Source organism: Pontibacter roseus DSM 17521 (genome assembly GCF_000373265.1).
Lineage (GTDB): Bacteria > Bacteroidota > Bacteroidia > Cytophagales > Hymenobacteraceae > Pontibacter > Pontibacter roseus.
This window is the reverse complement of the sequence record NZ_KB890761.1, coordinates 35,311-57,227: the sequence shown is the minus strand read 5'-3', so window position 1 is coordinate 57,227 and position 21,917 is coordinate 35,311. Positions and strand designations below refer to the sequence as shown.

21 protein-coding genes are annotated in these 21,917 nt (G+C 54.6%); 9 read left to right on the top strand and 12 right to left on the bottom strand.

The features are described 5' to 3' along the window. The first annotated feature begins 10 nt into the window (after positions 1 to 10). Both B051_RS0100250 and B051_RS0100245 read left to right on the top strand, forming a co-directional pair. On the top strand, positions 11 to 586 hold the full coding sequence (locus tag B051_RS0100250; RefSeq protein ID WP_018476156.1) for an inorganic diphosphatase: 576 nt from the start codon (positions 11 to 13) through the stop codon (positions 584 to 586). A gap of 114 nt (positions 587 to 700) precedes the next feature. Next, on the top strand, positions 701 to 1,597 hold the full coding sequence (locus B051_RS0100245; protein ID WP_018476155.1) for a UbiA prenyltransferase family protein: 897 nt from the start codon (positions 701 to 703) through the stop codon (positions 1,595 to 1,597). Here B051_RS0100245 and B051_RS0100240 read toward each other — a convergent pair. From B051_RS0100240 to B051_RS0100225, 4 genes are all read right to left on the bottom strand, one after another. Beyond that, positions 1,579 to 3,105 (bottom strand): NAD(P)H-hydrate dehydratase, encoded by a 1,527-nt coding sequence (locus tag B051_RS0100240; RefSeq protein ID WP_018476154.1) that lies wholly within the window; start codon positions 3,103 to 3,105, stop codon positions 1,579 to 1,581. The two genes, B051_RS0100245 and B051_RS0100240, sit on opposite strands and share 19 nt — an antisense overlap. Before the next feature lie 859 nt (positions 3,106 to 3,964). Next, entirely contained in the window at positions 3,965 to 6,376 is a 2,412-nt protein-coding gene (locus B051_RS0100235; RefSeq protein WP_026236095.1) for a DUF5686 and carboxypeptidase-like regulatory domain-containing protein, read from the bottom strand. Positions 6,377 to 6,457: 81 nt separating this feature from the next. After that, positions 6,458 to 7,366 carry a phosphatase PAP2 family protein gene (locus B051_RS0100230; RefSeq protein WP_018476152.1) on the bottom strand — a complete coding sequence of 303 codons (909 nt, stop codon included), beginning with the start codon at positions 7,364 to 7,366 and terminating at the stop codon, positions 6,458 to 6,460. Positions 7,367 to 7,454: 88 nt separating this feature from the next. Then, positions 7,455 to 8,660, bottom strand: a complete 1,206-nt coding sequence (locus tag B051_RS0100225) for an NADH-quinone oxidoreductase subunit D (protein WP_018476151.1) — start codon at positions 8,658 to 8,660, stop codon at positions 7,455 to 7,457. 231 nt (positions 8,661 to 8,891) lie between these two features. Here B051_RS0100225 and B051_RS0100220 point away from each other — a divergent pair, with 231 nt between their 5' ends. Beyond that, complete coding sequence (locus B051_RS0100220; RefSeq protein WP_018476150.1) at positions 8,892 to 9,353, top strand: hypothetical protein; 462 nt, start codon at positions 8,892 to 8,894, stop codon at positions 9,351 to 9,353. Positions 9,354 to 9,468: 115 nt separating this feature from the next. Continuing rightward, positions 9,469 to 10,233 carry a type I methionyl aminopeptidase gene (gene map, locus B051_RS0100215; protein WP_018476149.1) on the top strand — a complete coding sequence of 255 codons (765 nt, stop codon included), beginning with the start codon at positions 9,469 to 9,471 and terminating at the stop codon, positions 10,231 to 10,233. A 314-nt stretch (positions 10,234 to 10,547) separates the two neighbouring features. On the opposite strand, the gene rlmH is transcribed toward map, so the two are convergent. The 4 genes from rlmH to B051_RS0100195 all read right to left on the bottom strand — a co-directional run bounded on the left by rlmH (position 10,548) and on the right by B051_RS0100195 (position 12,913). After that, positions 10,548 to 11,021, bottom strand: coding sequence for a 23S rRNA (pseudouridine(1915)-N(3))-methyltransferase RlmH (rlmH, locus tag B051_RS0100210; RefSeq protein ID WP_018476148.1), 474 nt, complete (start codon positions 11,019 to 11,021; stop codon positions 10,548 to 10,550). Positions 11,022 to 11,141: 120 nt separating this feature from the next. Further along, positions 11,142 to 11,735: an NADH-quinone oxidoreductase subunit C gene (locus tag B051_RS20645; RefSeq protein WP_018476147.1), complete on the bottom strand. Its 594-nt coding sequence runs from the start codon at positions 11,733 to 11,735 to the stop codon at positions 11,142 to 11,144. Positions 11,736 to 11,759: 24 nt separating this feature from the next. After that, a complete protein-coding gene (gene nuoB, locus B051_RS0100200) occupies positions 11,760 to 12,341 on the bottom strand; it encodes an NADH-quinone oxidoreductase subunit NuoB (RefSeq protein WP_018476146.1) in 582 nt (193 codons plus the stop codon). Between the two features lie 83 nt (positions 12,342 to 12,424). Beyond that, positions 12,425 to 12,913 carry an NADH-quinone oxidoreductase subunit A gene (locus B051_RS0100195; protein ID WP_018476145.1) on the bottom strand — a complete coding sequence of 163 codons (489 nt, stop codon included), beginning with the start codon at positions 12,911 to 12,913 and terminating at the stop codon, positions 12,425 to 12,427. A gap of 748 nt (positions 12,914 to 13,661) precedes the next feature. On the opposite strand from B051_RS0100195, the gene B051_RS0100185 reads away from it, so the two are divergent. Continuing rightward, the gene (locus B051_RS0100185; RefSeq protein WP_018476143.1) at positions 13,662 to 15,098 is read left to right on the top strand and encodes a thioredoxin-like domain-containing protein; all 1,437 of its coding nucleotides are present in this window, start codon (positions 13,662 to 13,664) and stop codon (positions 15,096 to 15,098) included. Positions 15,099 to 15,102: 4 nt separating this feature from the next. Here the strand turns inward: B051_RS0100185 and B051_RS0100180 are convergent, their stop codons facing one another. Continuing rightward, on the bottom strand, positions 15,103 to 15,729 hold the full coding sequence (locus tag B051_RS0100180; protein ID WP_018476142.1) for a YczE/YyaS/YitT family protein: 627 nt from the start codon (positions 15,727 to 15,729) through the stop codon (positions 15,103 to 15,105). Between the two features lie 110 nt (positions 15,730 to 15,839). After that, positions 15,840 to 16,409 carry a DinB family protein gene (locus B051_RS0100175; RefSeq protein ID WP_018476141.1) on the bottom strand — a complete coding sequence of 190 codons (570 nt, stop codon included), beginning with the start codon at positions 16,407 to 16,409 and terminating at the stop codon, positions 15,840 to 15,842. A 182-nt stretch (positions 16,410 to 16,591) separates the two neighbouring features. Here B051_RS0100175 and B051_RS0100170 point away from each other — a divergent pair, with 182 nt between their 5' ends. Beyond that, positions 16,592 to 17,272, top strand: a complete 681-nt coding sequence (locus B051_RS0100170; protein ID WP_033316634.1) for a hypothetical protein — start codon at positions 16,592 to 16,594, stop codon at positions 17,270 to 17,272. A gap of 60 nt (positions 17,273 to 17,332) precedes the next feature. On the opposite strand, the gene B051_RS0100165 is transcribed toward B051_RS0100170, so the two are convergent. Together B051_RS0100165 and B051_RS0100160 are read right to left on the bottom strand one after the other, a co-directional pair. Next, entirely contained in the window at positions 17,333 to 17,617 is a 285-nt protein-coding gene (locus tag B051_RS0100165; RefSeq protein WP_018476139.1) for an acylphosphatase, read from the bottom strand. A gap of 123 nt (positions 17,618 to 17,740) precedes the next feature. Beyond that, the gene (locus B051_RS0100160; protein ID WP_018476138.1) at positions 17,741 to 18,193 is read right to left on the bottom strand and encodes a hypothetical protein; all 453 of its coding nucleotides are present in this window, start codon (positions 18,191 to 18,193) and stop codon (positions 17,741 to 17,743) included. Positions 18,194 to 18,579: 386 nt separating this feature from the next. Here B051_RS0100160 and sdaAA point away from each other — a divergent pair, with 386 nt between their 5' ends. The 3 genes from sdaAA (at position 18,580) to B051_RS0100145 (ending at position 21,889) form a co-directional block, all read left to right on the top strand. Beyond that, positions 18,580 to 19,488 (top strand): L-serine ammonia-lyase, iron-sulfur-dependent, subunit alpha, encoded by a 909-nt coding sequence (gene sdaAA, locus B051_RS0100155; RefSeq protein ID WP_018476137.1) that lies wholly within the window; start codon positions 18,580 to 18,582, stop codon positions 19,486 to 19,488. 216 nt (positions 19,489 to 19,704) lie between these two features. Further along, entirely contained in the window at positions 19,705 to 20,436 is a 732-nt protein-coding gene (locus B051_RS0100150; protein ID WP_018476136.1) for a hypothetical protein, read from the top strand. A gap of 196 nt (positions 20,437 to 20,632) precedes the next feature. Next, positions 20,633 to 21,889 (top strand): pyridoxal phosphate-dependent aminotransferase, encoded by a 1,257-nt coding sequence (locus tag B051_RS0100145; RefSeq protein WP_026236094.1) that lies wholly within the window; start codon positions 20,633 to 20,635, stop codon positions 21,887 to 21,889. The last annotated feature ends 28 nt before the right edge of the window (positions 21,890 to 21,917 follow it).

Here is a 21,917-nt window from a genome sequence, read left to right as displayed (position 1 = left end):
ATATTGAGATATGATGATGGAGAACATTGAGAAAAATAACCCTTGGCATAGCGTGAGCTTCGGTGAAGAGGCCCCTGCGGTAGTGACTGCCATAATCGAGATTCCGAAAGGTTCTAAGGCGAAGTATGAGTTGGACAAAGAGAGCGGGATGCTGAAACTGGACAGAGTGCTTTTCTCTTCGGTGAACTACCCGGCCAACTATGGCTTTATACCTAGAACCTACTGCGACGATAAAGACCCGCTTGACGTGCTGGTGATATGCTCCCTTGAAGTGGTGCCTATGTGCCTGATTGATGCGAAAGTGATTGGCGTGATGCGCATGATTGACAACAACGAAGAGGACGACAAAATCATAGCCGTGGCGAACAACGACATGTCGGTGCGTCACATCAATGACATCTCTGAGTTGCCACCGCATACCTTGCTGGAGATGCGCCGTTTCTTTGAAGACTATAAGAAACTGGAGCACAAAGAGGTGATTGTGGAGCAGTTCCTGGGTCGTGAGCCGGCTTATGAAATCATAAGACAGAGCATTGAGCTGTACAATGCCACCTTTGGAGTGCCGCAGCAGAACAACTTGATTTAACACATTACTTTTCCTGTGAAGCCTGACGTAGCGTTATACCTGCATCAGGCTTTTCTCATTTATAGGCCAAGCGATTTGAATGCGGCTCCAGGAGTTCCGTACTTGCAAAGGAAGATGGAAAACAGACAGACTATAGCGCGTAGCAAAAGCACCCTCCTGACCTACACCAGGCAGGGAGTGGAGGCCTTGCTGTACAGCAGTGTGTTCATCTCCGCCTGCGCCTTCTGCCTGACCATCGAGACATACCTGCTCACAGGAACTGAGGTCTCCATACCTATGGCGATTTTCGTTTTTCTGGCGACCCTCTTCACCTATAACCTGAGCAGCGTATACCAGGTGCTGCGCCGCAGCACTAAAAAAAGAGAAAGGCAATCGTTGCCGTGGTCGCTCCGCAACAGGGAGGCGCTGGCACTACTGGGTATAACCAGCCTGGTAGGGGCGGTTGTGCTCTATTTTGTGTACGGGCTACGGGTAGACTTCTGGTTTGTGCTCCTGCTGGCCCTGATATCGGTAGGGTATACGGTGCCGCTGCTTTACCAACAGAAGCGGGCTAAGCCGCTGCGGAGCGTGCCGCTGCTGAAGGTGTTTCTAATTGCCATTGTGTGGTCGGCGGTGACGGTGCTTTTTCCGCTGGTGGATGCCGGCGTGGAGGTATGGCAACAGTCGGTGCTGCTGCTTTGGCTGCGACGGATGCTGTTCATCCTGGCCCTGGCGCTGCTCTTCGATATACGGGACTATACCTATGACCGCAACACGCGTACCCTTACTTTCCCCGGACTTATCGGGGAAGGCTACACCCGGCTGCTGTCGTTGCTGCTGCTGCTGTTCTACCTGTTGCTGGCTATTACCATGGAGCGGGATGGGGTGCTGGTGAGCCTGGTGAGCAGCGCCGTGGTGGCAGGCCTGGTGGTGTGGAACGCCTCTGAGAACAAACCCCGGATTTACTACGCTTTGCTGGCAGATGGCGCCATGCTGGTGCATTTCGCCTTCGTTTACCTGGCCACCTCCTGATGGCAGGTCAGGTGCTGGAATGCCCTCGGCAGGTGGTCTACTACGTCTGAAGCAATCAAGGCGATTTCCCCTACCGATACCTTGGCCAAATCTCCGGCCAAACCGTGCACATACACACCCAAAAGACAGGCTTCTTTCAAGGTATACTGTTGTGCCACCAGCGCCGTGATAACGCCCGTCAATACATCGCCTGTGCCCCCTGTCGCCATACCTGCGTTGCCGGTTGTGTTGAAGTAGATATCACCTTCCGGGCAGCAGATGGCGGAGTGGCTTCCTTTCAGCACGACATAGCAGCGGTATACCCGACAGAATTCCCGCATTTCCTCCAGGCGGTCGTACTCATTCTTGGTTTTGCCGACCAGGCGTTCAAATTCTTTCGGGTGTGGCGTGAAGATGACTTTGTCCGGAGGGAGTTGCGCCTTCAGTTTCTCGCTGCTGGCGATGAGGTTGATGGCGTCTGCATCCAGCACCAGGGGATGCTCCGCTGTAGCCAGCAACTGGCCCAGCAGCGTCTTCGTCACCCGCTCCGTCCCAATGCCAGGTCCCACTCCGATAGCAGTGTACCGTTCCATCTCTTCGGGAAGAGCAGACAAGTGCCTCCGGTTAGAGTCGGGAAGCAGCATGGCTTCCGGCACTGCCGTCTGCAGCACATCGTAGCCGATGCTGGGTGCCTGCACCGTGAGCAGCCCCACGCCGCTCCGCAGGCAAGCTCTGGAAGCCAATACAGCAGCCCCTATCTTGCCGTACCCGCCGCAAAGCAAAAGTGCGTGTCCGTAGGTGCCTTTGTGGGAGAACTTTCCGCGAGGCTTCAGCAGCCGCTGCACCTCTTCTTGTGTGGTATAGAAGTGGTTTGTCTTCGCTTGCTGGATGTAAGCCGGGCTGAGGCCAATCGGCACCACGTGCCACTCTCCTACATATTTCTCATGTTGAGGCAGAAAGAAAGCAAGCTTGGGCAACTCAAAGCTGACGGTATAATTTGCCTGCACAATAGCCCCTTCGGCAGGAGTCTGTTTGTCTGAATAGAGGCCGGAAGGTAAATCAATGGCAACCACGCAGGCCTCACTCGCATGGATGCTGGCAATTACTTCGGCAAAGAGCCCTGCAACCGGACGCGCTAAGCCCGTTCCGAATAAGGCATCCACCACACAAGTATCAGCAGGTATAGCCGGTAGGTCAGCGCTTGTTTTGATAGATTGCTGCTTTACCTCCTCCGGAAGCCGCTCTAGGTTAATTTGAAAGTCCGGTGAGGTTTTGGCATCACTACCCACTAGGTATACCTGCACATCGTACAGGCGCTGGTGCAGCAGGCGAGCCACTACCAACCCGTCGCCGCCGTTGTTGCCCGGGCCGCAGAAAATCCATACCGGATGCTGTGTCGTGAACTTGTTCTCAAACCAGCCCGCGAACGCCCTTCCTGCCCGTTCCATCAGGTCGACTGAGGCAATGCCTTCCTCGCGTATGGTCTGTGCATCGGCTTCTCTGGTTTGTATAGCGGATAAGATTTTCATATTGATTTTTATACTTTATAAACCAGAGTTAGTTGTAGGCGGTGATGCCGTCTCACATTCGTATAAAGGGAGTTTCTTTATGTTATCTGTTTTTGCTTTGTAGGGGTGGCTTTTGCTTCTTGCCCGCTGAGTCGCTTCGTAGCTTGCCCTGGCCGGGCGGGCCTTACTTTTTTCCTTGATGAAAATCGAGGGCCCCTACCCCCAAAGTAGGCAAAAAAATCAAGACGCTTTTGAACTCGCTGACCGCTCGAACAAAAAATCGTCATTATTGCACCTGGCTCAGGCCGCTGCTGCGTGGCCTAGGTTGTAAGTATGACTTGCTATACCTGTCACTCCGTTCTCCTATTATTCCACCCGTCTCTGTCATTCCGACGAAAGGAGGAATCTGTTACCACAGCCACCGCCGGTGCGAGCGCAGCGGGAACCGGCGGTGAAAGATGCGAGCTATTCAGCACCTTGGTTGTTCCTCTGTTCCCTTCCCCTCACAAAAGCCGCATCTGCGCTGGCGCTGGATGTTCGGCCCGTAGGACGTGAGATTCCTCCTTTCGTCGGAATGACAGGATGGGATACTCATGCCTTCCAAGACTCATGCAGGAGATTCACCTCCTCGGAGGGGCAGGTGTGGTTGGATTTGGAACTGCCCCTACCCCCCTTGAGAGGGGGTAGGGGGTAAAGTGAGCATGAGAATTCAGAGGCTGACTCTACAACACCTACACCTTCCGACTGTAACGGCAGAAGAGTCCCCCTTCGAAGGGGGCAGGGGGATGTTCATGACTGCGGACTCTCCTCCCAAGTAGGGAATCAGGTATAGCTGCGTAGAGACAGTCTGGAGCTATATGAAACTTACCAACTTCTCAACTCAAAAAGCCAGCGTCGCCGTCAATTTGATTTTGAGGTTGTCCTTTGCCTTTGGCAGGGCATAGGGGCCGTAGCGGTAGAAAGCGCCGATGCCTATACCGGAGAAGGCAGAGCTGATGACATTGTTGAGCAGCAGGCCCGACTCGAAGAAGCCTTTGCGCATGTTGCCGTACTCTAGCGGAAGCAGGTCAGGGACGGGTTGCTTCAGGTCGCCGATGCCGATGTTCTGGGCCAGAACGATATCTGGATGGAAGAGCTTGGTGCGCAGCAGGCGCTTGCCCAGGTTCTGGCGCAGAAACAGGGCGGCGTAGCGGTCAGAGAAGAACTCATACGGGCGCATCGTCTCGAAACCCTCTCCTGCATACACAATGTAGTTGGAGCTGTAGCTGCCGTAACCGTTATAAAGGCTTACAAAAGGCGCATCGCCGTGCACCCATCCCCCTGCCAATACGACCTGCGTCTCGCCGAGGCTGCGCTGCCGGAAGGTGCCCTCTGCACGCAAATCAACTTTGTTATAGGTATAACCATCGCTGTCCAGTCCGTCAATGCCCTGGGTATACTGTAGCCAGAGCACTGGGAAAGGCGTGGCCAGCGGCATGGTCTGGTTGAAGAGCTGCATGTATTGTTCGCCATAAGCGAATCGCATCCCCACCGTCGCCTCCGAGATGTTGAACACCGGGCTTTGCACTTCCGGCTCGGGAGAGAAGAAAGGCAATGTGGGGCGCCGCTGCTCATGGCGGAGCGCGGCCTGCAGTTGCACATACCTGAGCAAACGGCCACTAAGCGCGACACTGCCCTGGGTGGTGTAGTCCAGGTATGGGAGGAGGGCCGGACGCAGGTTGCTGAGCAAACCACGCTGCAGGAAGGGCAACCGGCGGCCTCCCGGCTCTTCCACATCCTCGGCATAGAGCACCGAGAGCGTCAACTCCGATGGCTTGTGCAGTTTCAGCGCTACGTCCGCGCCGTATTTGTGCTCCTTGTCGCGCAGGCCGTAGCCCCAGTAGCCTCCCACCGTAAAGTGCTCCGACAGCAGTGCATTGGTGTGGGCTCCTATACCCAGGCGCAGCCCCTCAAACCGGCTCACGCGGAACAGGCGGTTCAAATCGAGGCTCAGAAGGCCAATGGGCAGCTGCTTCGCCACCAGGAATTCCATGGTGCGGATGGTGCGGTCTAGTTTCTGCTCCCGGCCCACGCTGTCGAGACGCTGGTACGTAATCTGCTCTTTGGCTGTGAGTGAGTCAGGGCGATGCTGCTCCCATACCTGCTCGGGCTGCCGTCCGGCAAAAGGGCTCTGCTCCAGTGTAATGATGCCAAAGTCGCTCTTCCGCAAATTGGGGTTTAGTTTCACGTTGGTGATATAGGTGCGAATATGCGCGTAAGGCTGGTGCCCCCGCATGTAAATCTGCTGCACCGTGAGCTCCACATCCAACTCCGACGGAAACCACTGCGCATCATTAACCTTCACAAACTGCTGTTGCAGCTTCAGCCCGCGCTTCTCATCGGCCGGTGACTCGGCTATCACGTTCTGCACCGCCCAGCCGTCGCTGTTGATGTAGAGCAGACCTTTCAGGCCATCGAAATTCTTGCCAGGCTGTGGCGCGTACGAGATGATAAAGACGGTATCCTGGCCTACCACAGTCGTCTCCTGCAGCACAAAATCATAGCGCCGAATGCTGCCATTGCTCAGGGGACTGAGGTAGCGCTTGCCGAAAAACACAGGCATGTCTTCATACACCGAAAACTCCCGGGCCTCAGCGGCGACCACCCCAAAGCTCGGTTGCTGCAGCCCGGAAACACGTGTGGCCAGTATGGTCTCCTTGGAGAAGTTAGGGCTGAGGTGGGCATAGTCAGTGATGCTTTCCATCAGGAAGAGGTGCTGCTTGGCCAGCAGGTCGCGCATGTTCAGGTAAGAGGAATCCTGCTCCGAGAGGCTGAGCGTATCACTCAAATCCAGGTCATCGGGGGCAGTGGCGGTCAGGATGAACTTGTTGTAGGTGCGGTAGGTATAGGCGGGGATGTTGTCTAAGCGGTGGCGCTCCCGGTTTTGGTTTGCCAGTCGGATGATGCGGTGCGCCGGGTTGATGCCCGAGCGGATGACCACCTCGCGCAGCTGCGCCGGCGCCGGGTATAGCAACACATCCAGCTGCGAAACAGAATCGGGTAGAAGCGTTTGTGGGGCATAGCCTACATAACTGAAGCGCAGGCTGGTGATGGGGCTGCTGTGCCGGAGCTGGTACTGCCCATCCAGGTTGGTAGTGGTGCCGGCCTCGCCGCCATTTACCACGATGCTCACAAATGGCAGCTTTTCCCGATTGTTGCCATCGCGCACGGTGCCTTGCATCGCGTATACCTGGGCGGTGGCCAAAGTAGGCAGAAAAAGGCACAGCAGGAGCAACAGGCGGGGTAGAGACATAACGTAAATATATAAAAAAGAATTGGCGCCCCTCCAGTTGCTGGAGAGGCGCCAATGTTTACTTTACAGAATGGGGTAAGGTTAGAACCGGAGCGACATGCCCAAGCCGGGCTGGCCTGTCGGAAGCACCACCGGCACTACTGTGGTATTGTAGCCTTTGTCCTGGAAAAGCTTGTCGTGCAGCCAGTATACCGTGTTCACAGACAGAATGCCTACACCGGCACCGGCCAGCACATCGGCCATCCAATGCTTGTTGTTCATGACGCGCAGCACGCCAGTGGCGCCCGCCAAGGTATAGCTGCCTACACTTATCCAGGGGCTCTTGTGCCGGAACTCCTTGTCCACTACCGTAGCAATGGTAAAGGCATACGCCGTGTGGCCGGATGGGAATGCGTGGTCTTCGCCGTTGGGGCGGTCGATGTTCGTAATTTTCTTCATGGGCCACACAATGGCCGAGGTCAACGCGCCCGATGCCAACAACAGGGCTGTCTGGCGCGGCATCTCGTGGCGGTTCTGGGACGAGAAGGCGTTGAAGCCATACATGTAGGCCACCGGCAGGAACATCAGGTAGTCATCTACCTTAGTGCTGAAATTGGGGGCGGTCCTGTGGCGGAGGTCGCGGGCATCGTGACTGCTGTAGAAGCCATTGTCCTGCATGGTATAGACGCCAGCGCCAATGAGGGCAGCGGCAGGCAGCACGGCACGCATAAGGTAGCGCTTGTTGTTGCCTTCCTGTAGCTGTGACTTCGTGAATGGCTTTTTCTGGCCAGGATAGATGGTGTCGGCAGGTATGGTGACCAGCGTCCGGACAGTGTCGTGCAGCTCAACGGCTGGTGTGCCGGAAGGAAGGAAATCAGTGGTGTCAGGTATAGCGGGGGCACTAGCGCCAAGGGGTTGCGGCAGGTACTGCGCCTGCATCTGGGCCATAACCGGGCTTGCCAGCACACTCATCCACAGCAAGTGCACCGTCAGGATTTTCGATAGTTTCAAGTCGTTTGAAAGGCTTTAGATGAAAGATATCTTACTAAACCCTCTGACCATAAAAATCGTGCCGTAGCAGCCTAGGTTTTTGCTGCCGCTATCGGTCCAGCTCGCCCAACACAATGTCTACAGAGCCCACAATGGCAATCAAATCGGCCACCATGCAGCCTTTGGCGATTTCGTGCAGCACCGACAGATTGGAGAAACAAGGGGAGCGGCCGTGGCAGCGGAAAGGCACATCACTGCGGTCGGTGGTGCGGAAAAAGTAGCCCAGTTCGCCACGTGGCGTTTCGCCCCGGAAGTAAAGTTCCTGCGTGCCCGTCATGCGCATCTTTTTGGGACAGGCTGCCTGTGGGTCAAAGTCTGGGGTACGTTTGTGCTCGCCCAGCAGCTTGTCCAGGCACTGGCTGATAATCTTCACCGACTCACGGCACTCCAGCGCCCGCACGTAGTTGCGGTCCCAACAATCGCCGGTGGTACCCATAGTTCCCTCGCCTATGGGTACCTCAAACTCCAACTCCGGGTATACGCTGTAGCCATCGACGCGGCGCAGGTCGTGGCGCAGGCCGGAGCCACGTAGCATGGGGCCGGAGCAGCCGTAGTTGATGGCCACATCCAGGGGCAGGATGCCTACGTTGGCGGTGCGGTCAATGAATATCTTGTTGGTGAGCAGGATGGTGTCGAGCTCGTCCAGCTTGGGCTGCAGGTAGTGGATGAACTCGCGGCAGCGCTCCTCAAAGCCAATGGGCAAATCATAGTATAGGCCGCCCACCCAGATGTAGTTGTACAGCATGCGGGCCCCGCTGGTCCACTCCAACAGGCGCTGTATGTGCTCGCGGTCGCGCAGCAGCCACAGGAAAGGCGTAAACGCCCCAATGTCGATGGCATAGGTGCCAATAGCCAGGAAGTGGGAGGCGATGCGGTTGAGCTCCGTCACCAGCACCCGGATGTACTCTACCCGCTTCGGTATCTGGTCGGTGATGCCTAGCAGTTTCTCCACGCCCATACACCACACATGTTCTGAGTTCATGGCGGCCAGGTAGTCCATGCGGTCCACATAGGGGATGGCCTGGTTGTAAGCCATGCTCTCGGCGTGCTTCTCGAAGCAGCGGTGCAGGTAGCCCACGTGCGGTGCCACATCAGTGATGATTTCCCCATCCGTCACCACCTCCAGGCGCAGCACGCCGTGCGTACTGGGGTGCTGCGGGCCCATATTCACAATCATCTCGCCGGCCTGCAGGTTGTCCAGGCTGAACTTGTTCGGCTCCGATTGCAGCAGGTAGTTTCTGTGGAGTGTGGACACGGGTTTGGGAACTAGCTGTTAAGGTCTGTGTGAAGCAAAGTTCGGAAAATTAAGGGAATTAAACAGCGGTTTGTCAGCAGGATAGGAGGAACACATTTAGATAAGACTGATTCTTAATTCAAGAATTAGTATATAGTATATTCGTTAATGCAGTTACGGTTATCTGTCAATTTCGACAATAAACCGTATGTTTATTCCTGTTATCCAGTAGTTAGGGGTAATAACAAATAGATGAAAATTTTAGGAGACATCAGGTTCTTGATTGTAACAGTTTCTATTATTGTAGCTGTGGCAATTCTTTATTTTGCTTTTGCGCCTACACCTGAAGTTAGCCTTAGAAAAGACATTAATAAAAATCCTGAAAAATATCAGAGAATAGTTCAGGCTGTATTTGAACATAAAAACCAGTTACCATCAGGCAAGTTGGTAGATTATAAAAGAATACCAGCCACTCTTAGAAATGAATTAGACAAGGTAAATATTAATCAAGACCTACATTACATTTCCGTTAGAAATGCTCCTGAATGTGACGTAGTCAACATCAAATTAATCTATGGGAAATATGAAGTTGATTATACCCCTTGCCCTGATACTGTAATAACTCAAGAAGGTGATTATTATAAAAATGGGTTTATTGAAGTGTGGACAATCAATGAGCATTGGAGTGTCATGCTGGATAGTGATTTCATATAAAAAATTAAAACCCCTAACCAAGTACATGAGCAAAGCTGCGGCTGCGCCTTGCCCACCTCATGTACAAGCCGTTAGAAATCAGAAGCAAGTTAATGCCAGGTATAAATCACAGCATATGTCCATAACAAGCGAGTCGGAGTTGGAAGGGATGCAAAAGGTTAGCGAAGCGGTAGCCTATGCACTCAACAAAATGAGGCAGTACGCCCAGCCTGGAATGACCACAAACGAGCTGGATGAGTATGGAGGGAAAATACTTGCTGGATTCGGGGCTCAGTCAGCACCCCGCCTGACGTATGGTTTCCCGGGTTGGACCTGCATCAGTGTCGACAATGAATTCTGCCACGGTATCCCGTCAAATAAGCGGATATTGAAGGAGGGGGATTTGATAAACATTGATGTTTCTGCGGAGCTCAATGGCTTTTGGGCCGATAATGGAGGCTCGTTCGTCATTGGTGCTGACATCCACCAGCATCAGAAACTGGTCGACGCATCAAAGGAAATACTCCGGAAAGCCATTCATTCTATCAAAGGAGGTGTGAGAATAGCAGACATCGGCAACCTGATAGAAACAGAAGCTAAGAAGAGAGGCTACCGGGTGATAAAGAACTTGGGCGGCCACGGCATTGGCAGAAGCCTGCACGAGCAACCGGACGAACTGCTCAACTACAGAAACAGACATGACCAGAGGCGGTTCAGGAAAAACTCAGTGGTTGCCATCGAGACATTCATTTCCACCACATCAACCTATACCAAAGAACTGAGTGACGGATGGACGCTGGTCGGAAACAATGGAGGCTACATGGCGCAGCACGAACACACGCTTGTGGTAACCGATGGAGAGCCACTCATCCTGACTGAGAACAACGGTATTTTTGATTAGCCACCAAGCCGAGAAACTAAGCCCAAACTGCTGACATGCTACAAACGCCAGCCCAGGGCCCACTTACACAAGGCCGTTGAGCCAAATGCTTGAAATGAAAAAACGCGTGATAACCCTACTGTTGGCCGTATTGGTATTTGGTCTGGTTGCCCTGTTTACCTTATACCAGGTTCTTAGAATGTATGGTTGTGTGGAAGGAGGAGGAACTTGGAGTTGGGCAAAGCTTACGTGTACGCCCTATCAAGACCTGCCACAGTAACCTGTATTCCCGCTACCCCGCCTGTGTGAGCCTTTTCATGCCCTATACATTTTAGCTAGTCGTGGTGGTACTTCTCGCCCCTCAGGATGGTGAAGCCGCGGTAAAGCTGCTCGGTGAAGAAGAGACGGACCATCTGGTGGGAGAAAGTCATCTCAGAAAGGGAGATTTTGTCGTTGGCCCGCTGGTACACGGCAGCAGAGAAACCAAAGGCGCCGCCGATGACGAAAACCAGGTTGGTAGTGACGGCATTGAGCTTTTTCTGGAGGAAACTGGCGAACTCAGAGGAGGTAAATGTCTTGCCTTTCTCATCGAGCAGGATGAGGTGGTCGCCCTCCTGCACCTTCTGCAGAATCAGTTTCCCCTCGGCCTCCTTCAGGTTGTCCGCTGTGAACTTGCCGCCCTGCTTGATGTCAGGAATGATGATGAACTCGACAGGGTGGTAATGCTTGAGCCTCTTGAGGTATTTTTCTATACCTTCCTCCAGGAACTTCTCGTCAGTTTTCCCTATCGCAATGAGTTTGATTTTCATCTGATGCTATACCTGCTTTTTCGGCAATATCGGCTTATACAGGAGTTTTTGCAACAGCGCCGCTGAAATGGAACAGTTGAATGCTAGCCGGAAGCCCAACAACAGGTATAGCAGCCTGCCCTAGCTTGGCTTCTCGCGCTTGTCTGAAAACGGGGTAGGTATACCTGTCAGTTGCACAGGCTCGCCCCGGAAGCCGCTGTTCTCGTTGTGGTTGTCGTAGGGAACCTTGATGCCGTGGTAGTAGTCCTGCAGCTTGTAATCTTTGCGGAGCGGGTGGCCCTCCCAGTCGGCGGAGCAGAGGATGCGGCGCATGTCGGGGTGGTCTTTGAACAGGATGCCCACCAAATCGAAAATCTCCCGCTCATGCCAGTCGGCGGTGCGCCAGATATGGCTTACGGTCGGCACCACAGGTATAGGTTCTCCTTCCGCGTTGCGTGGCACGATGACCTTGAGCATCAGGGAGTGGTCGTAAGGTATAGAATAGAGGTTGTAGGCCACCTCCATGGTGCCGGCCTCCGGGCCGTTGTCTATACCTGTCACGCAGGCGAGAAAGTCGAAGTAGGTCCGCTCGTTGTCGTGCAGCTCCAGGCATACCTCCGCCAGGCGCTCTGTCTGGAGCACCAGGTAGGGTTGCAGGTTGTCAGGCTTTTCGGAGACGATTGCCTCCTGCCCAAACTGCGCTACTATGAAATCCTTTAGCTCCTCAAACGACACGGCTTTTGAATTATGATTTATTAATTAGGTATGGGAAGTCGGCTCTTCTACTGATGTGTCAGCATCGGCGATTGGCTGCTCCTGTTGTTGCGCCCGTTTCGCCATGATTTGCTGCACGGCCCGCGGTGCGCGTATGGTCTCTTTGCGGATGATTTCCTGCAGGCGCAGGAAGCCGCCAATCAGCGCCTCCGGCCTGGGCGGGCAACCCGGTACGTACACATCCACGGGTATGACGCGGTCTACGCCCTTCACCACATGGTAGCCGTGCTCCCAATAGGGTCCGCCGCAGTTGGAGCAGCTGCCCATGGAAATCACATAGCGCGGCTCCGGCATCTGCTCGTAGAGGCGGCGCACGCGGTCAGCCATCTTGAACGTGACGGTTCCTGCCACAATCATCACATCGGACTGGCGCGGCGAGGCACGCGGAATGATGCCGAAGCGGTCCAAGTCATACCCGGAGGCGTAGGCGCCCATCATCTCAATGGCGCAGCAGGCTAAGCCAAAACCCATCGGGAACAGCGAGGTCAGTCGTGCCCAGTTGAGCAGGTCATCCAGCTTGGTGATAATCACACCGCCTTCTCCGGTTTTGTCTTGTGTAATGTTCAAATGTGGAATGATGAGTTAGAAACTATGTATTATGAATGGCAGCGAAATTAATCCCTTTTCTCTTCCATGTTCTTCATCAGAACTTATTTCCTCACTTCGTACTTCCGCTCGTTTACACGTTGGTATACGTTCATCGGTATTTTGGAGCGGCTCTGCGGCACCACGGGTTTCGGCTTTATCCAGTCGAGGTGGCCTTTCGCCCAGGCATAGGCCAGGCCCAGCACCAGCACGCCAATGAAGATGAACATCTCAATCAGGGCAAACCAACCCCACACGCCATCGGTCGCCTCTATCAGGTCGCGCCGGCCAAACACGGTAGCCCACGGAAACAGGAACGCCAGTTCCACGTCGAAGATGATGAAGATGAGCGCCACCACGTAAAAGCGCGGATTGAACTGCACCCAAGAGTTGCCAATCGGCTCCTCCCCCGACTCATAGGTCGTCAGCTTCTCTGGGTTCGGGCGGCTGGGGCGTATCAGCTTAGCGGTAAACAGACCGATGACCACGAAAATAGCGCCGCCTATCAGGAAGAGCAGGATGGTTCCGAAGTCAGAGAGGTAGGTTTCCGCCATAGCGTTGTAGCTGTTTCACACAAATTTAAGATAAAATCACGGGATTTACTTGATGTGGATGTAACGGGTACGAATCAGGTTATTGCCTGATAGCTTGGTGCTGGTTTGCTGCGTAGCTACTATGATTGCTGCTTGCAAGCTGAGTTGTTTCATAGCCTCGCCTGGCCGGCGGGGCCTCACTTTTTGTCTTGACACAAAAAGTAAGCAAAAAAGTCAAGACGCTCCAAACTCGCTGACCGCTCGAACAGTGGAGCGTCGTTTGGTGCACCTGGCAGTTTCTATACCTTCGTAGCCGCTGTTGTAAGTATGCTTTTCTATACCTGTCGGCTATACCTATACCAATATTGTCATTCCGACGAAAGGAGGAATCTGTTACCCTGATTGCCGCCGGTCAAGCGCAGCGGGAACCGGCGGTGGAAAATGAGAGTCGGTCTGCACCTGGCGTTTTCCTCTGTTTCCTCTTTCACCGTCTGTATAAAGGCCGCATCTGCGCTGGCGCTAGATATGCGGCCGGAAGTGTATAAGATTTCTCCTCTCGTCGAAATGACAGAAATAATAAAGAATGACAGTTAGTGCAGGAGGAGCCCCTCTTCGAAGAGATAAGGGGTATCAACCGTTCCCGACTCCCCTGTGGGTATAGCGCAGCAGCATCGGCATCGGCCAAGAAGAAACCTTCTCTAGGCTGGCACCAAAGCAACATTTCCCTACCCATCCCTGTAACACATAAGACAAATAAAGCCCCATACCCATGCTCACCGGACGCGTCAATGCACCAGAAATTAATACTTCCCACGGCTGGCTCAACACCGACCGTGCCTGGTCCATCAAAGACTTCAGGGGCAAAATCGTGCTGCTGGATTTCTGGACTCTCGGCTGCATCAACTGCCAGCACATAGTGCCGGACCTGGAGCGGCTGGAAGAGGAATTTTCCGAAGTGCTGGTGGTCATCGGTGTACATTCGGCCAAGTTCGATGCCGAGAAGCAGAGCGAGACAATCCTGCAGGCCATGCAGAAATTCGGAATAAAGCACCCTGTGGTGAACGATGCGGATATGGAGGTATGGGACCAATACGGGGTAAAAGCCTGGCCCACCACAGTGCTCATCGACCCGAACGGGAAGGTGGTAGGGCAGCATGCCGGCGAAGGCGTGTATGACACGGTGCGGCCGTACATCCAGAAGATGCGGGAAGAGTTCAAGGGAGAACTGAGCCGGGAACCACTAGACTTTCACGTGGAGCAGCCAGCGGAGGCAGTGCTCAGTTTCCCTTCCAAGCTCATCAACGATGGCGAAGGCAACCTATACCTGTCTGACAGCGGGCACCACCGCATCCTCAAACTTAACCAGGAGGGGCAGGTGCTGGAGGTGATTGGCAGCGGGGAACGTGGTTTCCGCAACGGCGGGTATGGCGACGCTACTTTCAATGAGCCGCATGGCTTGGCGCTGCACGACAGTGTGCTCTATGTAGCCGATGCCAAAAACAACGCCATCCGGAAGGTGGACCTCCAGCACCGGATGGTCAGCACGGCCGCCGGCACCGGAGAGTTAGACTACTATTTTTATGAAGACAGTCTCGATGAATCCGTAAGCCCCAACAGCCCCTGGGACCTACTCCTTTATGGCCAAAGTCTGTTTATTGCCAGTGCCGGCAACCACCAGCTACTGCGCATGGACCTGGAGACGGAGCAGGTATACCGGTTTGCCGGCAACGGACGTGAGGCGCTCATGGACGGTCCACTGCGCGATGCTGCGTTCAACCAGCCCAGCGGATTGGGTATCAATGGTGATGTACTATACGTGGCTGATGCCGAGGCCAGTGCCATACGCACCGTGAACGTGACAACCGGTATGGTGCTCACGCCACTCGGCCGTGGCCTCTTCGACTTCGGTGACGTAGACGGCGACGCAGACGATGCGCTGCTGCAGCATTGCGTAGGGCTAACCATCATCGACAGCGACGTGTACATCGCCGACACCTACAACGGCAAGGTGAAGGTGCTGGACATGGAGCGGCGGCGCGTACGCACCCTGACCGACGGTCTCAGCGAACCTAACGACGTGCATTTCCTGAACGGCCAGCTCTGGGTGACCAGCACCAACAGCCACCAGCTCTTCAAAGTGGACCTGCATTCAGGAGAAAAGCAGGAGGTGGTGGTGAAGTTAGGAAGCCCAAAAGGTATGAATTAGAAGGTTATACCTCCACCCGCTGCTCAATCAACTGCATGCGCAGCCTTTGGAAAAACCGGAGCGTCACCTGGAAAATCGGGCTCATGATAAAGGTATAGAAGAAGGTCGCAATGAAAATCGGCCCTCCCAGCACATAGCCTATCGCCAGTATGACACACTCCACCAGGATGCGGGTGCGGCTCACAGAGAGCTTTACCCTCTCCGACACAGCCAGCATAAAGCCATCGCGCGGGCCAGCGCCCACACCGCCCGCCACGTACATGCCACCGGCTATACCTGCAATGATGACCGAGCAGGCCAGGTTGATGTAGTCGAACGGCGTGTTGGTAGCCGAGGGAGGTATGTCGAGCCACAGGAACATGTCCATGAACGGGCCTACCAGCAAGGCGTTCAGGAAAGTGCCGATGTTGATGTATTTGCGGTTAACGAACCAGGACACAGCCACAAAAAACAGCCCCACGATGGCGCTCCAGGTGCCGATGGTGAAGCCTAGTTTCTGAAACAAAGCCACGTTGAGCACCTCCCATGGGTGAAGGCCCAGGTACTGCACCTTCACGGCCAGAGCGTTGGCAAAGCCGAACAACAGCAGGCCCAAAAAGAAAAAACTATAACTAACTACTTTCTCGCGCATACTATATTAGGTCCCTTTAAGAGCGGGACAACCCTCAGAACAAACCGGGGCGCAAGAAAGTTAATTCCGGGCTAATAAGCCTGAAAATAAGCGCGACGGTGCAGATAACCTCACCCGATTATAGAGCCACTCGCCTGCTCTTGCAGCTGCTGCTTCACCCGTAGGGCCTGCTGCACGTGGCGCTCCTGGTGCAACACCACAAACTCCAGCGCCTCCCCGATGCGCAGCTTCAGCAGCCGGAAGAACTCTATAGGTATAGCCCTCCGGTTAAGGTCAACAGAATGGGCTCTGTCGAGCAACTGCAGCAACTCCGACTGGTGGCGCAGGAATTCCTGTATTGCCCCGGGGCCCAGCTGGCTGTTGTGGGGGTTCATGTGTTTTATTGTTTTGCTCTTCTTGCCATTGCCAGGCCGCACCACATCCAACGATTTCTTTCCGAGCCAACTGTAGCGGATGGGCTGCTGGTCTGTTGTGACCGGACTGCGATGTATGGCTTTGGCCAAAGCGGGGTTGTAGTAGCGGCTGTAGCGGTTCAGGTGTTCCAGGCACTCCAGTATGCTCCAGCTATCGGGGCCAGGCTTGTGGTTGAGCAGGGGCAGGTCCAGCGCCGAGAACTCGATTGTCACAATCTGTTGCAGGCGGCTGGTGGCTTGGGCGAGTTGCGTTATGGTACTGGGCATGGCGGTTCCGTTTTATCCTGTAAAGCCAAAGGCATGGGTCATGCTGATGAATTGAGTCAGGCGCACAGGTGGCGGCTCGCTTCGTCTACCAGCTTCATCCCCATACGTTTGCCAGGTATAGCTATAGGTAAATCTAAGATTTTTTTGTAGATTCAGCTTCTGAAGACAAATATACCTAGCATATGAGAAAGACGGTACTACGATTTGCTTTGACCGTGCTTGCCTGCGGTTTCTTCTGCCTGGATGCCGCCGCGCAGTACACCCACACCAACGACATGGAAGGCCGTGCCGTGCATGAGTACAACACCATCAGCATGGACGGCTCGCCCTATCTGTACACGGATTGGGCGAAGGGAAGCATCACCCTCAGCAACGGCACCATCTACCAGGGCGTGAATATGATGTACGACCAGGTGAAGGACGTGGTGCTTTTCAAGTCGAAGGATGGGCAGGTGAAGGAGCTGATAGAGCCGGTGCAGGAATTCAAAATCAACTTCATCCAAGCCAACCAGGCAACCGAGAAGACCTTCCGCAAGGGCTTCAGCGGCGAGGGTGTGTCGCCCGACGCATTCCTGGAGGTGCTGGCAGATGGCAAAGCAATGCTGCTCAAGCGTACCGGCAAGAAAATATTTGACCGAAAGAGTTACAACTCGGCCACCATCAACCGGGAGGTGCAGGTAAGCGAGGACTATTACGTAGCCACCGGAAACAAACTGGTGAAGGTAAAGAAGTCCAAAAGTTCGTTGCTGGCCGCCATGCCCGAAAAATCAGACTATCTGGAGACCTACATCAAGTCCAACGCCCTGAACCTGCGCAGCGACAGCGACCTAGCGAAGGTGGTAGCTTATTATAATTCGCTGTAATTTTATAGTTGATTATCTTAAAAAAGGGAGCTTTACGTGTGTAGGGCTCCCTTACTTATTTCACCTGCGCTGCTCAAACTTTTCAAACCCCTGCAGTTCGTCCTTCTTCCTTACCTCCAGGTGCTCTACCCGGGCCCTCCGAGGGCCGATGTGCAGCCAGGCTTCCAGCGCCTGAAGGGCTTCCACGTCTCCTTCTGCCTCCAGGTATACGGTGCCGTCGGGCTCGTTCTGTACAAAGCCGGTCAGGCCGAGTTCCTCTGCTTTCTCCTGGGCGCTAGCCCGGAAGAAGACGCCCTGCACTTTGCCATGCACCCGGATGGCGACGTGTTTTCTGTTGTTGCTCATAGTCGGTGATTAAGGTATAAGAGGTTAATTCTACCAACAGAAACGGATGCCGCAGGAGCAGGTTTGTAAAACCAAAGAGCCACTCTGGCAGGAGTGGCTCTTTGGTACTAACAGCGTGTCTTTTTATTCGGGGAAGTAAGCCATGCTCCGGTTGGTGTAGCTCATCAGGCCGCTCTTGTAGCTGAAGTCGTTGAGCAGCCGCACGAACTCGGCCCGCTCCCGCTCACTCAGTTTGGACATGAAGCCATTTTTGTCCCGCTGCTGCACCTTGAACAGGCCGTGCCGGATGGTCAGGTTCACGCTCACCTCATAGGGGTACAGGTCGTACTTGTCTTGGATGACCTTCCAGTACTTCACCGCTGTGTGGCTTCGGTACTTGCCATACCTGGGCTGGATGTCGTTTCTGTAGTAGTTCTCCAGCCGCGTATCGCAGGTGTTCTGACTCAGGAGATGCACAATGGTGAGCACCTCCAAGCGAGGGTCATCCGATTGCCCCATGGCAGGCGCCTTGTCCTGTGCCCAGCTACTGAGTACCAGACCGAAAAGCAGCAACAGCAGTAAACTCACTCTACTCATAGTTTCGTTTTGTATCTAATGGCGCATCGCCCTGCAACTAATCAAGCGGAAAGCAATGCAAAGCTATGGTGATTAAATCATATATGATATAAATAAGTCGTTATTTGAGTGAATCATTGCCTGCTGTGGGTTGACGATATGAATTAGTGAGGCGACAATACGAAGCTGCTGAATAGCAGTTGGTTATACTTTGATTTTGTTATTTTAGCTATGAAAGCCGCGCCTGATGCACATGCGCTGGTACAGGTGTAGAATTTAGGTATGGCAGCACGATATCACCTCTATCTGTGTTATAGCGGGAAGGCAGGTATAGCTGATTCCTTAAATTTGGTTTATCTTTAACAGCTCTCAGGCTACGGCAGCGGGGCAGGTATAAGAAAAATAATATGTCATTACTATTCAACGATTTCAAGAGCTGGGAAAAGCATTGCGCTGAGACTGGCGAACCCCTATACCAGCCGGTGCTGGAGTACGAAATAGAGCAGAAGGGCCGTACCGAGGAATTCATCTGGGAGAACATCGCCAAGGCCTACGAGGTGATGAAAGACGCCGTACACACCGGCCTCACCGAGGACATGACCTCCCGCTCCGGCATGGTGAACAACAGCGCAAAGAAAGTGGCCAGGTCGCCGGTGACGGTGCTCTCGCCGCAGTTCCAGATGCTGGTGTCGCGGGCGCTGGGAGCCAAGGAGGTGAACTCCTGCATGGGCCGTGTCGTGGCGGCTCCAACGGCAGGTGCCTCCGGTATACTGCCTGGCACCCTCACCACGCTGCAGGAGCTGCACGGCCTTGAAGACCGCAGCATCCACGAAGGGCTGTTGGTGGCGGCAGGTATAGCCCTCATCATCGAGCAGAACGCCTCGCTGGCAGGTGCCGTAGGCGGTTGCCAAGCCGAGACGGGCAGCGCCGCAGCCATGGCGGCCGGTGCCATCGTGTACTGCCTGGGCGGCAACGTGGACCAGGTGTTCACGGCAGTGGCCATTACCATACAGTGTATGCTGGGCCTGGTATGCGACCCGGTGGCCGGTCTCGTGGAAGTGCCCTGCATCGTGCGCAACGCCAGTGCGGCGGCCATAGCCTTCTCCTCGGCGCAGCTGGCCATTGCCGGCGTAAATGCCGTCATTCCGGTAGACCAGTGTGTGGCCGCCCTTGGCGAGGTAGGCGAGAGCATGGAGCGCAAGTACAAAGAGACTGCCCTCGGCGGACTGGCCAACACCCCTAGAGCCCGCGAAATAGAGAAGTTCGTGCTGGTGCAGGACGTGGAGATTCTGCCCGATGAAAACGAAGAAAGCTAAGGAGCTAGCACTCTATAGGAAATGAGGAAAGGCAGTGGCTATAAAGTCGCTGCCTTTTTCTTTTGCCCGCTATACCTGCTGTTCCTATACCTTCGTCCTATAAATCCTGCCATCCTGAGAAACCGCAGGTGCGCCAACACTTCCTGGCATATTATGTGGTAAGGCTATATAGGCAACAGCTATGTTGCCTATATACACCGCTTTACCTTAAGAACCATGAAGAAGATATTACTCAGTGTAGCATTGGCCGGAGCGCTGGTGCTGCCATCCTGCCAAGTGGCAAACGTGGCTCTGGAACCCGGTTTCCAGCAGCAGGCGCAGGAACTCTCGGTGCAGGGCCGCAAAGCCTTCAAGCCAAACGGCGACTTCCAAGTAGGGGACTACCAGGTAGGCCATGTAAACCGGGGCTGGACACGCGTCGGCGGCTTCTCCCTGCTGGGCTACGAGAACATCAAGACGAGCCAGCAGTATGAGTTCAGCCTGCAGGATGCCGCCGGGCAGCAATGGTATGTGTTTGCGGCCAGCAGGCTGCAGGAGAAGAACCTGCAGTCCGACAACGGAGTCGCCTTGGCTGTCGGCAAGAACTTGGAGTACTTCGCCAGCTACTTCACCTCCCCTTTGAGCGGCCAATGGCGCCTGCTTACCGTGGACCCAGGGCAGTACCTCATGCGCAAGAAATTCAAAGGCGAGCTGAGCAACGGCGATGAGGTTTTCCAGGTGCTTCCGCTGTATAAGACTGAGGCTTCCCAACTGCCCTCCTCTGACATCATAGGATATGCCTTCCTGCGGGATGGCGAGCAGGTGGCGGTGGTGCAGGTCATCAACAACGGCAAGGTATGGCTAGGCTCTGAGCTGGACGAGGATTCCCGCATGGTGTTAGCAAGCGCAGCCTCCTCGCTGCTGCTTTACGACAAACTGCACGGCAAGGCAGAGATGGCTGGCCTTTAGGAGCATCTATTTTCGGGGCGATGGCACCTTCCGCCCGTGCCTGCCGTTATTAAGTTTAATTCCTGTTTTCATAAATGCCTGTGAGTCGTAGAATGCTCACAGGCATTTTTTTGCCCGTCCCGGAGGCTAAGCCGCTCAGTGGGTGCGAGAAGAATGTCGGATTTTGCTAACTTGCCACGTACCAAAACACAGGCACATGACTGTTTCAAAAATGGCTCAGAACCTCATCGGTTCCGAGATTATAAAGCTGGCTGGAGAGGTGAACGCAATGATTGCCAAAGGCGAGCAAATCTGCAACCTGACCATCGGCGACTTCGACCCCAGCCTATACCCTATACCTGGCGAACTGCGCGCGGGCATCACCGAGGCCTATGCCGAAGGGCATACTAACTACCCGCCCGCCAACGGTGTGGCCGTGCTGCGCAAAGCCGTTGTAGACTTCACCCGAGACAGACTGGGCCTCACCTATCCCGAGAACGACATACTGGTGGCCGGCGGTTCGCGCCCGCTCATCTACGCCACTTACCTGGCCCTGGTAGACCCAGGCGACAAAGTGGTATTCCCGACGCCTTCCTGGAACAACAACCACTACTGCCACCTATCGGGCGCTACGCCGGTGATGGTTGAGACCAGCCCGGACAACAACTTCATGCCGACGGCCGCTGATGTGGCGCCGCATCTGGAGGGTGCGACCCTGCTGGCGCTGTGCTCGCCGCTCAACCCCACAGGCACCATGTTCTCCCGCAAAGACCTGGAGGAAATCTGTGACTTGGTGATTGCCGAGAACAAGACACGCGCGGAAGGAGAGAAGCCACTCTACATCTTGTATGACCAGATTTACTGGATGCTGACTTTTGGCAACACGGAGCATTACGACCCGGTAAACCTGCGCCCGGAACTGCGGGACTACGTCATCTACATCGACGGCATCTCCAAATGTTTTGCGGCTACCGGCGTGCGTGTAGGCTATGCCTTCGGCCCGACCGTGGTGATGGACAAGATGAAATCCATACTGGGTCACGTAGGCGCCTGGGCACCGAAGGCCGAGCAAATCGCGACAGCCCGTTTCCTGCACCAGGTAGACGCCGTGGACGTGTTTCTGGACGAGTTCAAGACGCAGGTGCGCGAAAGTCTGGATGTGCTGTACGAAGGCTTCAAAGAATTGAAGAACGACGGGTATAGCGTGGATGCCATCGAGCCGATGGGTGCTATCTACCTGTCTGCCAAACTCGACCTGGCCGGTAAGACAACACCGGGCGGCCATACCTTGCAGACGAGCAAAGACATAAGCTTTTATATATTGGAAGAAGCCAAACTGGCCGTGGTGCCTTTCTCCGCCTTCGGCTCTGATGCCAGCCTGGGCTGGTTCCGGCTGTCTGTAGGCGGTGCCTCCCTCGATAGCATACAGGCCTCCCTAGGCAGGCTGCGTGCGGCACTGCAGCAACTGAATTAGACAATTCCAATCATATTAAGAATAAACA

Coding starts and splice junctions, on each gene's coding strand:
- B051_RS0100145 (WP_026236094.1), top strand. CDS start 20,633: ATGACTGTTTCAAAAATGGCTCAGAACCTCATCGGTTCCGAGATTATA.
- rlmH (WP_018476148.1), bottom strand. CDS start 11,021: ATGAAAATCAAACTCATTGCGATAGGGAAAACTGACGAGAAGTTCCTG.
- B051_RS0100175 (WP_018476141.1), bottom strand. CDS start 16,409: ATGCCCAGTACCATAACGCAACTCGCCCAAGCCACCAGCCGCCTGCAA.
- B051_RS0100245 (WP_018476155.1), top strand. CDS start 701: ATGGAAAACAGACAGACTATAGCGCGTAGCAAAAGCACCCTCCTGACC.
- B051_RS0100220 (WP_018476150.1), top strand. CDS start 8,892: ATGAAAATTTTAGGAGACATCAGGTTCTTGATTGTAACAGTTTCTATT.
- B051_RS0100195 (WP_018476145.1), bottom strand. CDS start 12,913: ATGGCGGAAACCTACCTCTCTGACTTCGGAACCATCCTGCTCTTCCTG.
- B051_RS0100240 (WP_018476154.1), bottom strand. CDS start 3,105: ATGAAAATCTTATCCGCTATACAAACCAGAGAAGCCGATGCACAGACC.
- B051_RS0100165 (WP_018476139.1), bottom strand. CDS start 17,617: ATGAGCAACAACAGAAAACACGTCGCCATCCGGGTGCATGGCAAAGTG.
- B051_RS0100160 (WP_018476138.1), bottom strand. CDS start 18,193: ATGAGTAGAGTGAGTTTACTGCTGTTGCTGCTTTTCGGTCTGGTACTC.
- sdaAA (WP_018476137.1), top strand. CDS start 18,580: ATGTCATTACTATTCAACGATTTCAAGAGCTGGGAAAAGCATTGCGCT.
- B051_RS0100150 (WP_018476136.1), top strand. CDS start 19,705: ATGAAGAAGATATTACTCAGTGTAGCATTGGCCGGAGCGCTGGTGCTG.
- B051_RS0100250 (WP_018476156.1), top strand. CDS start 11: ATGATGATGGAGAACATTGAGAAAAATAACCCTTGGCATAGCGTGAGC.
- map (WP_018476149.1), top strand. CDS start 9,469: ATGTCCATAACAAGCGAGTCGGAGTTGGAAGGGATGCAAAAGGTTAGC.
- B051_RS0100235 (WP_026236095.1), bottom strand. CDS start 6,376: ATGTCTCTACCCCGCCTGTTGCTCCTGCTGTGCCTTTTTCTGCCTACT.
- B051_RS0100180 (WP_018476142.1), bottom strand. CDS start 15,729: ATGCGCGAGAAAGTAGTTAGTTATAGTTTTTTCTTTTTGGGCCTGCTG.
- B051_RS0100170 (WP_033316634.1), top strand. CDS start 16,592: ATGAGAAAGACGGTACTACGATTTGCTTTGACCGTGCTTGCCTGCGGT.
- B051_RS0100185 (WP_018476143.1), top strand. CDS start 13,662: ATGCTCACCGGACGCGTCAATGCACCAGAAATTAATACTTCCCACGGC.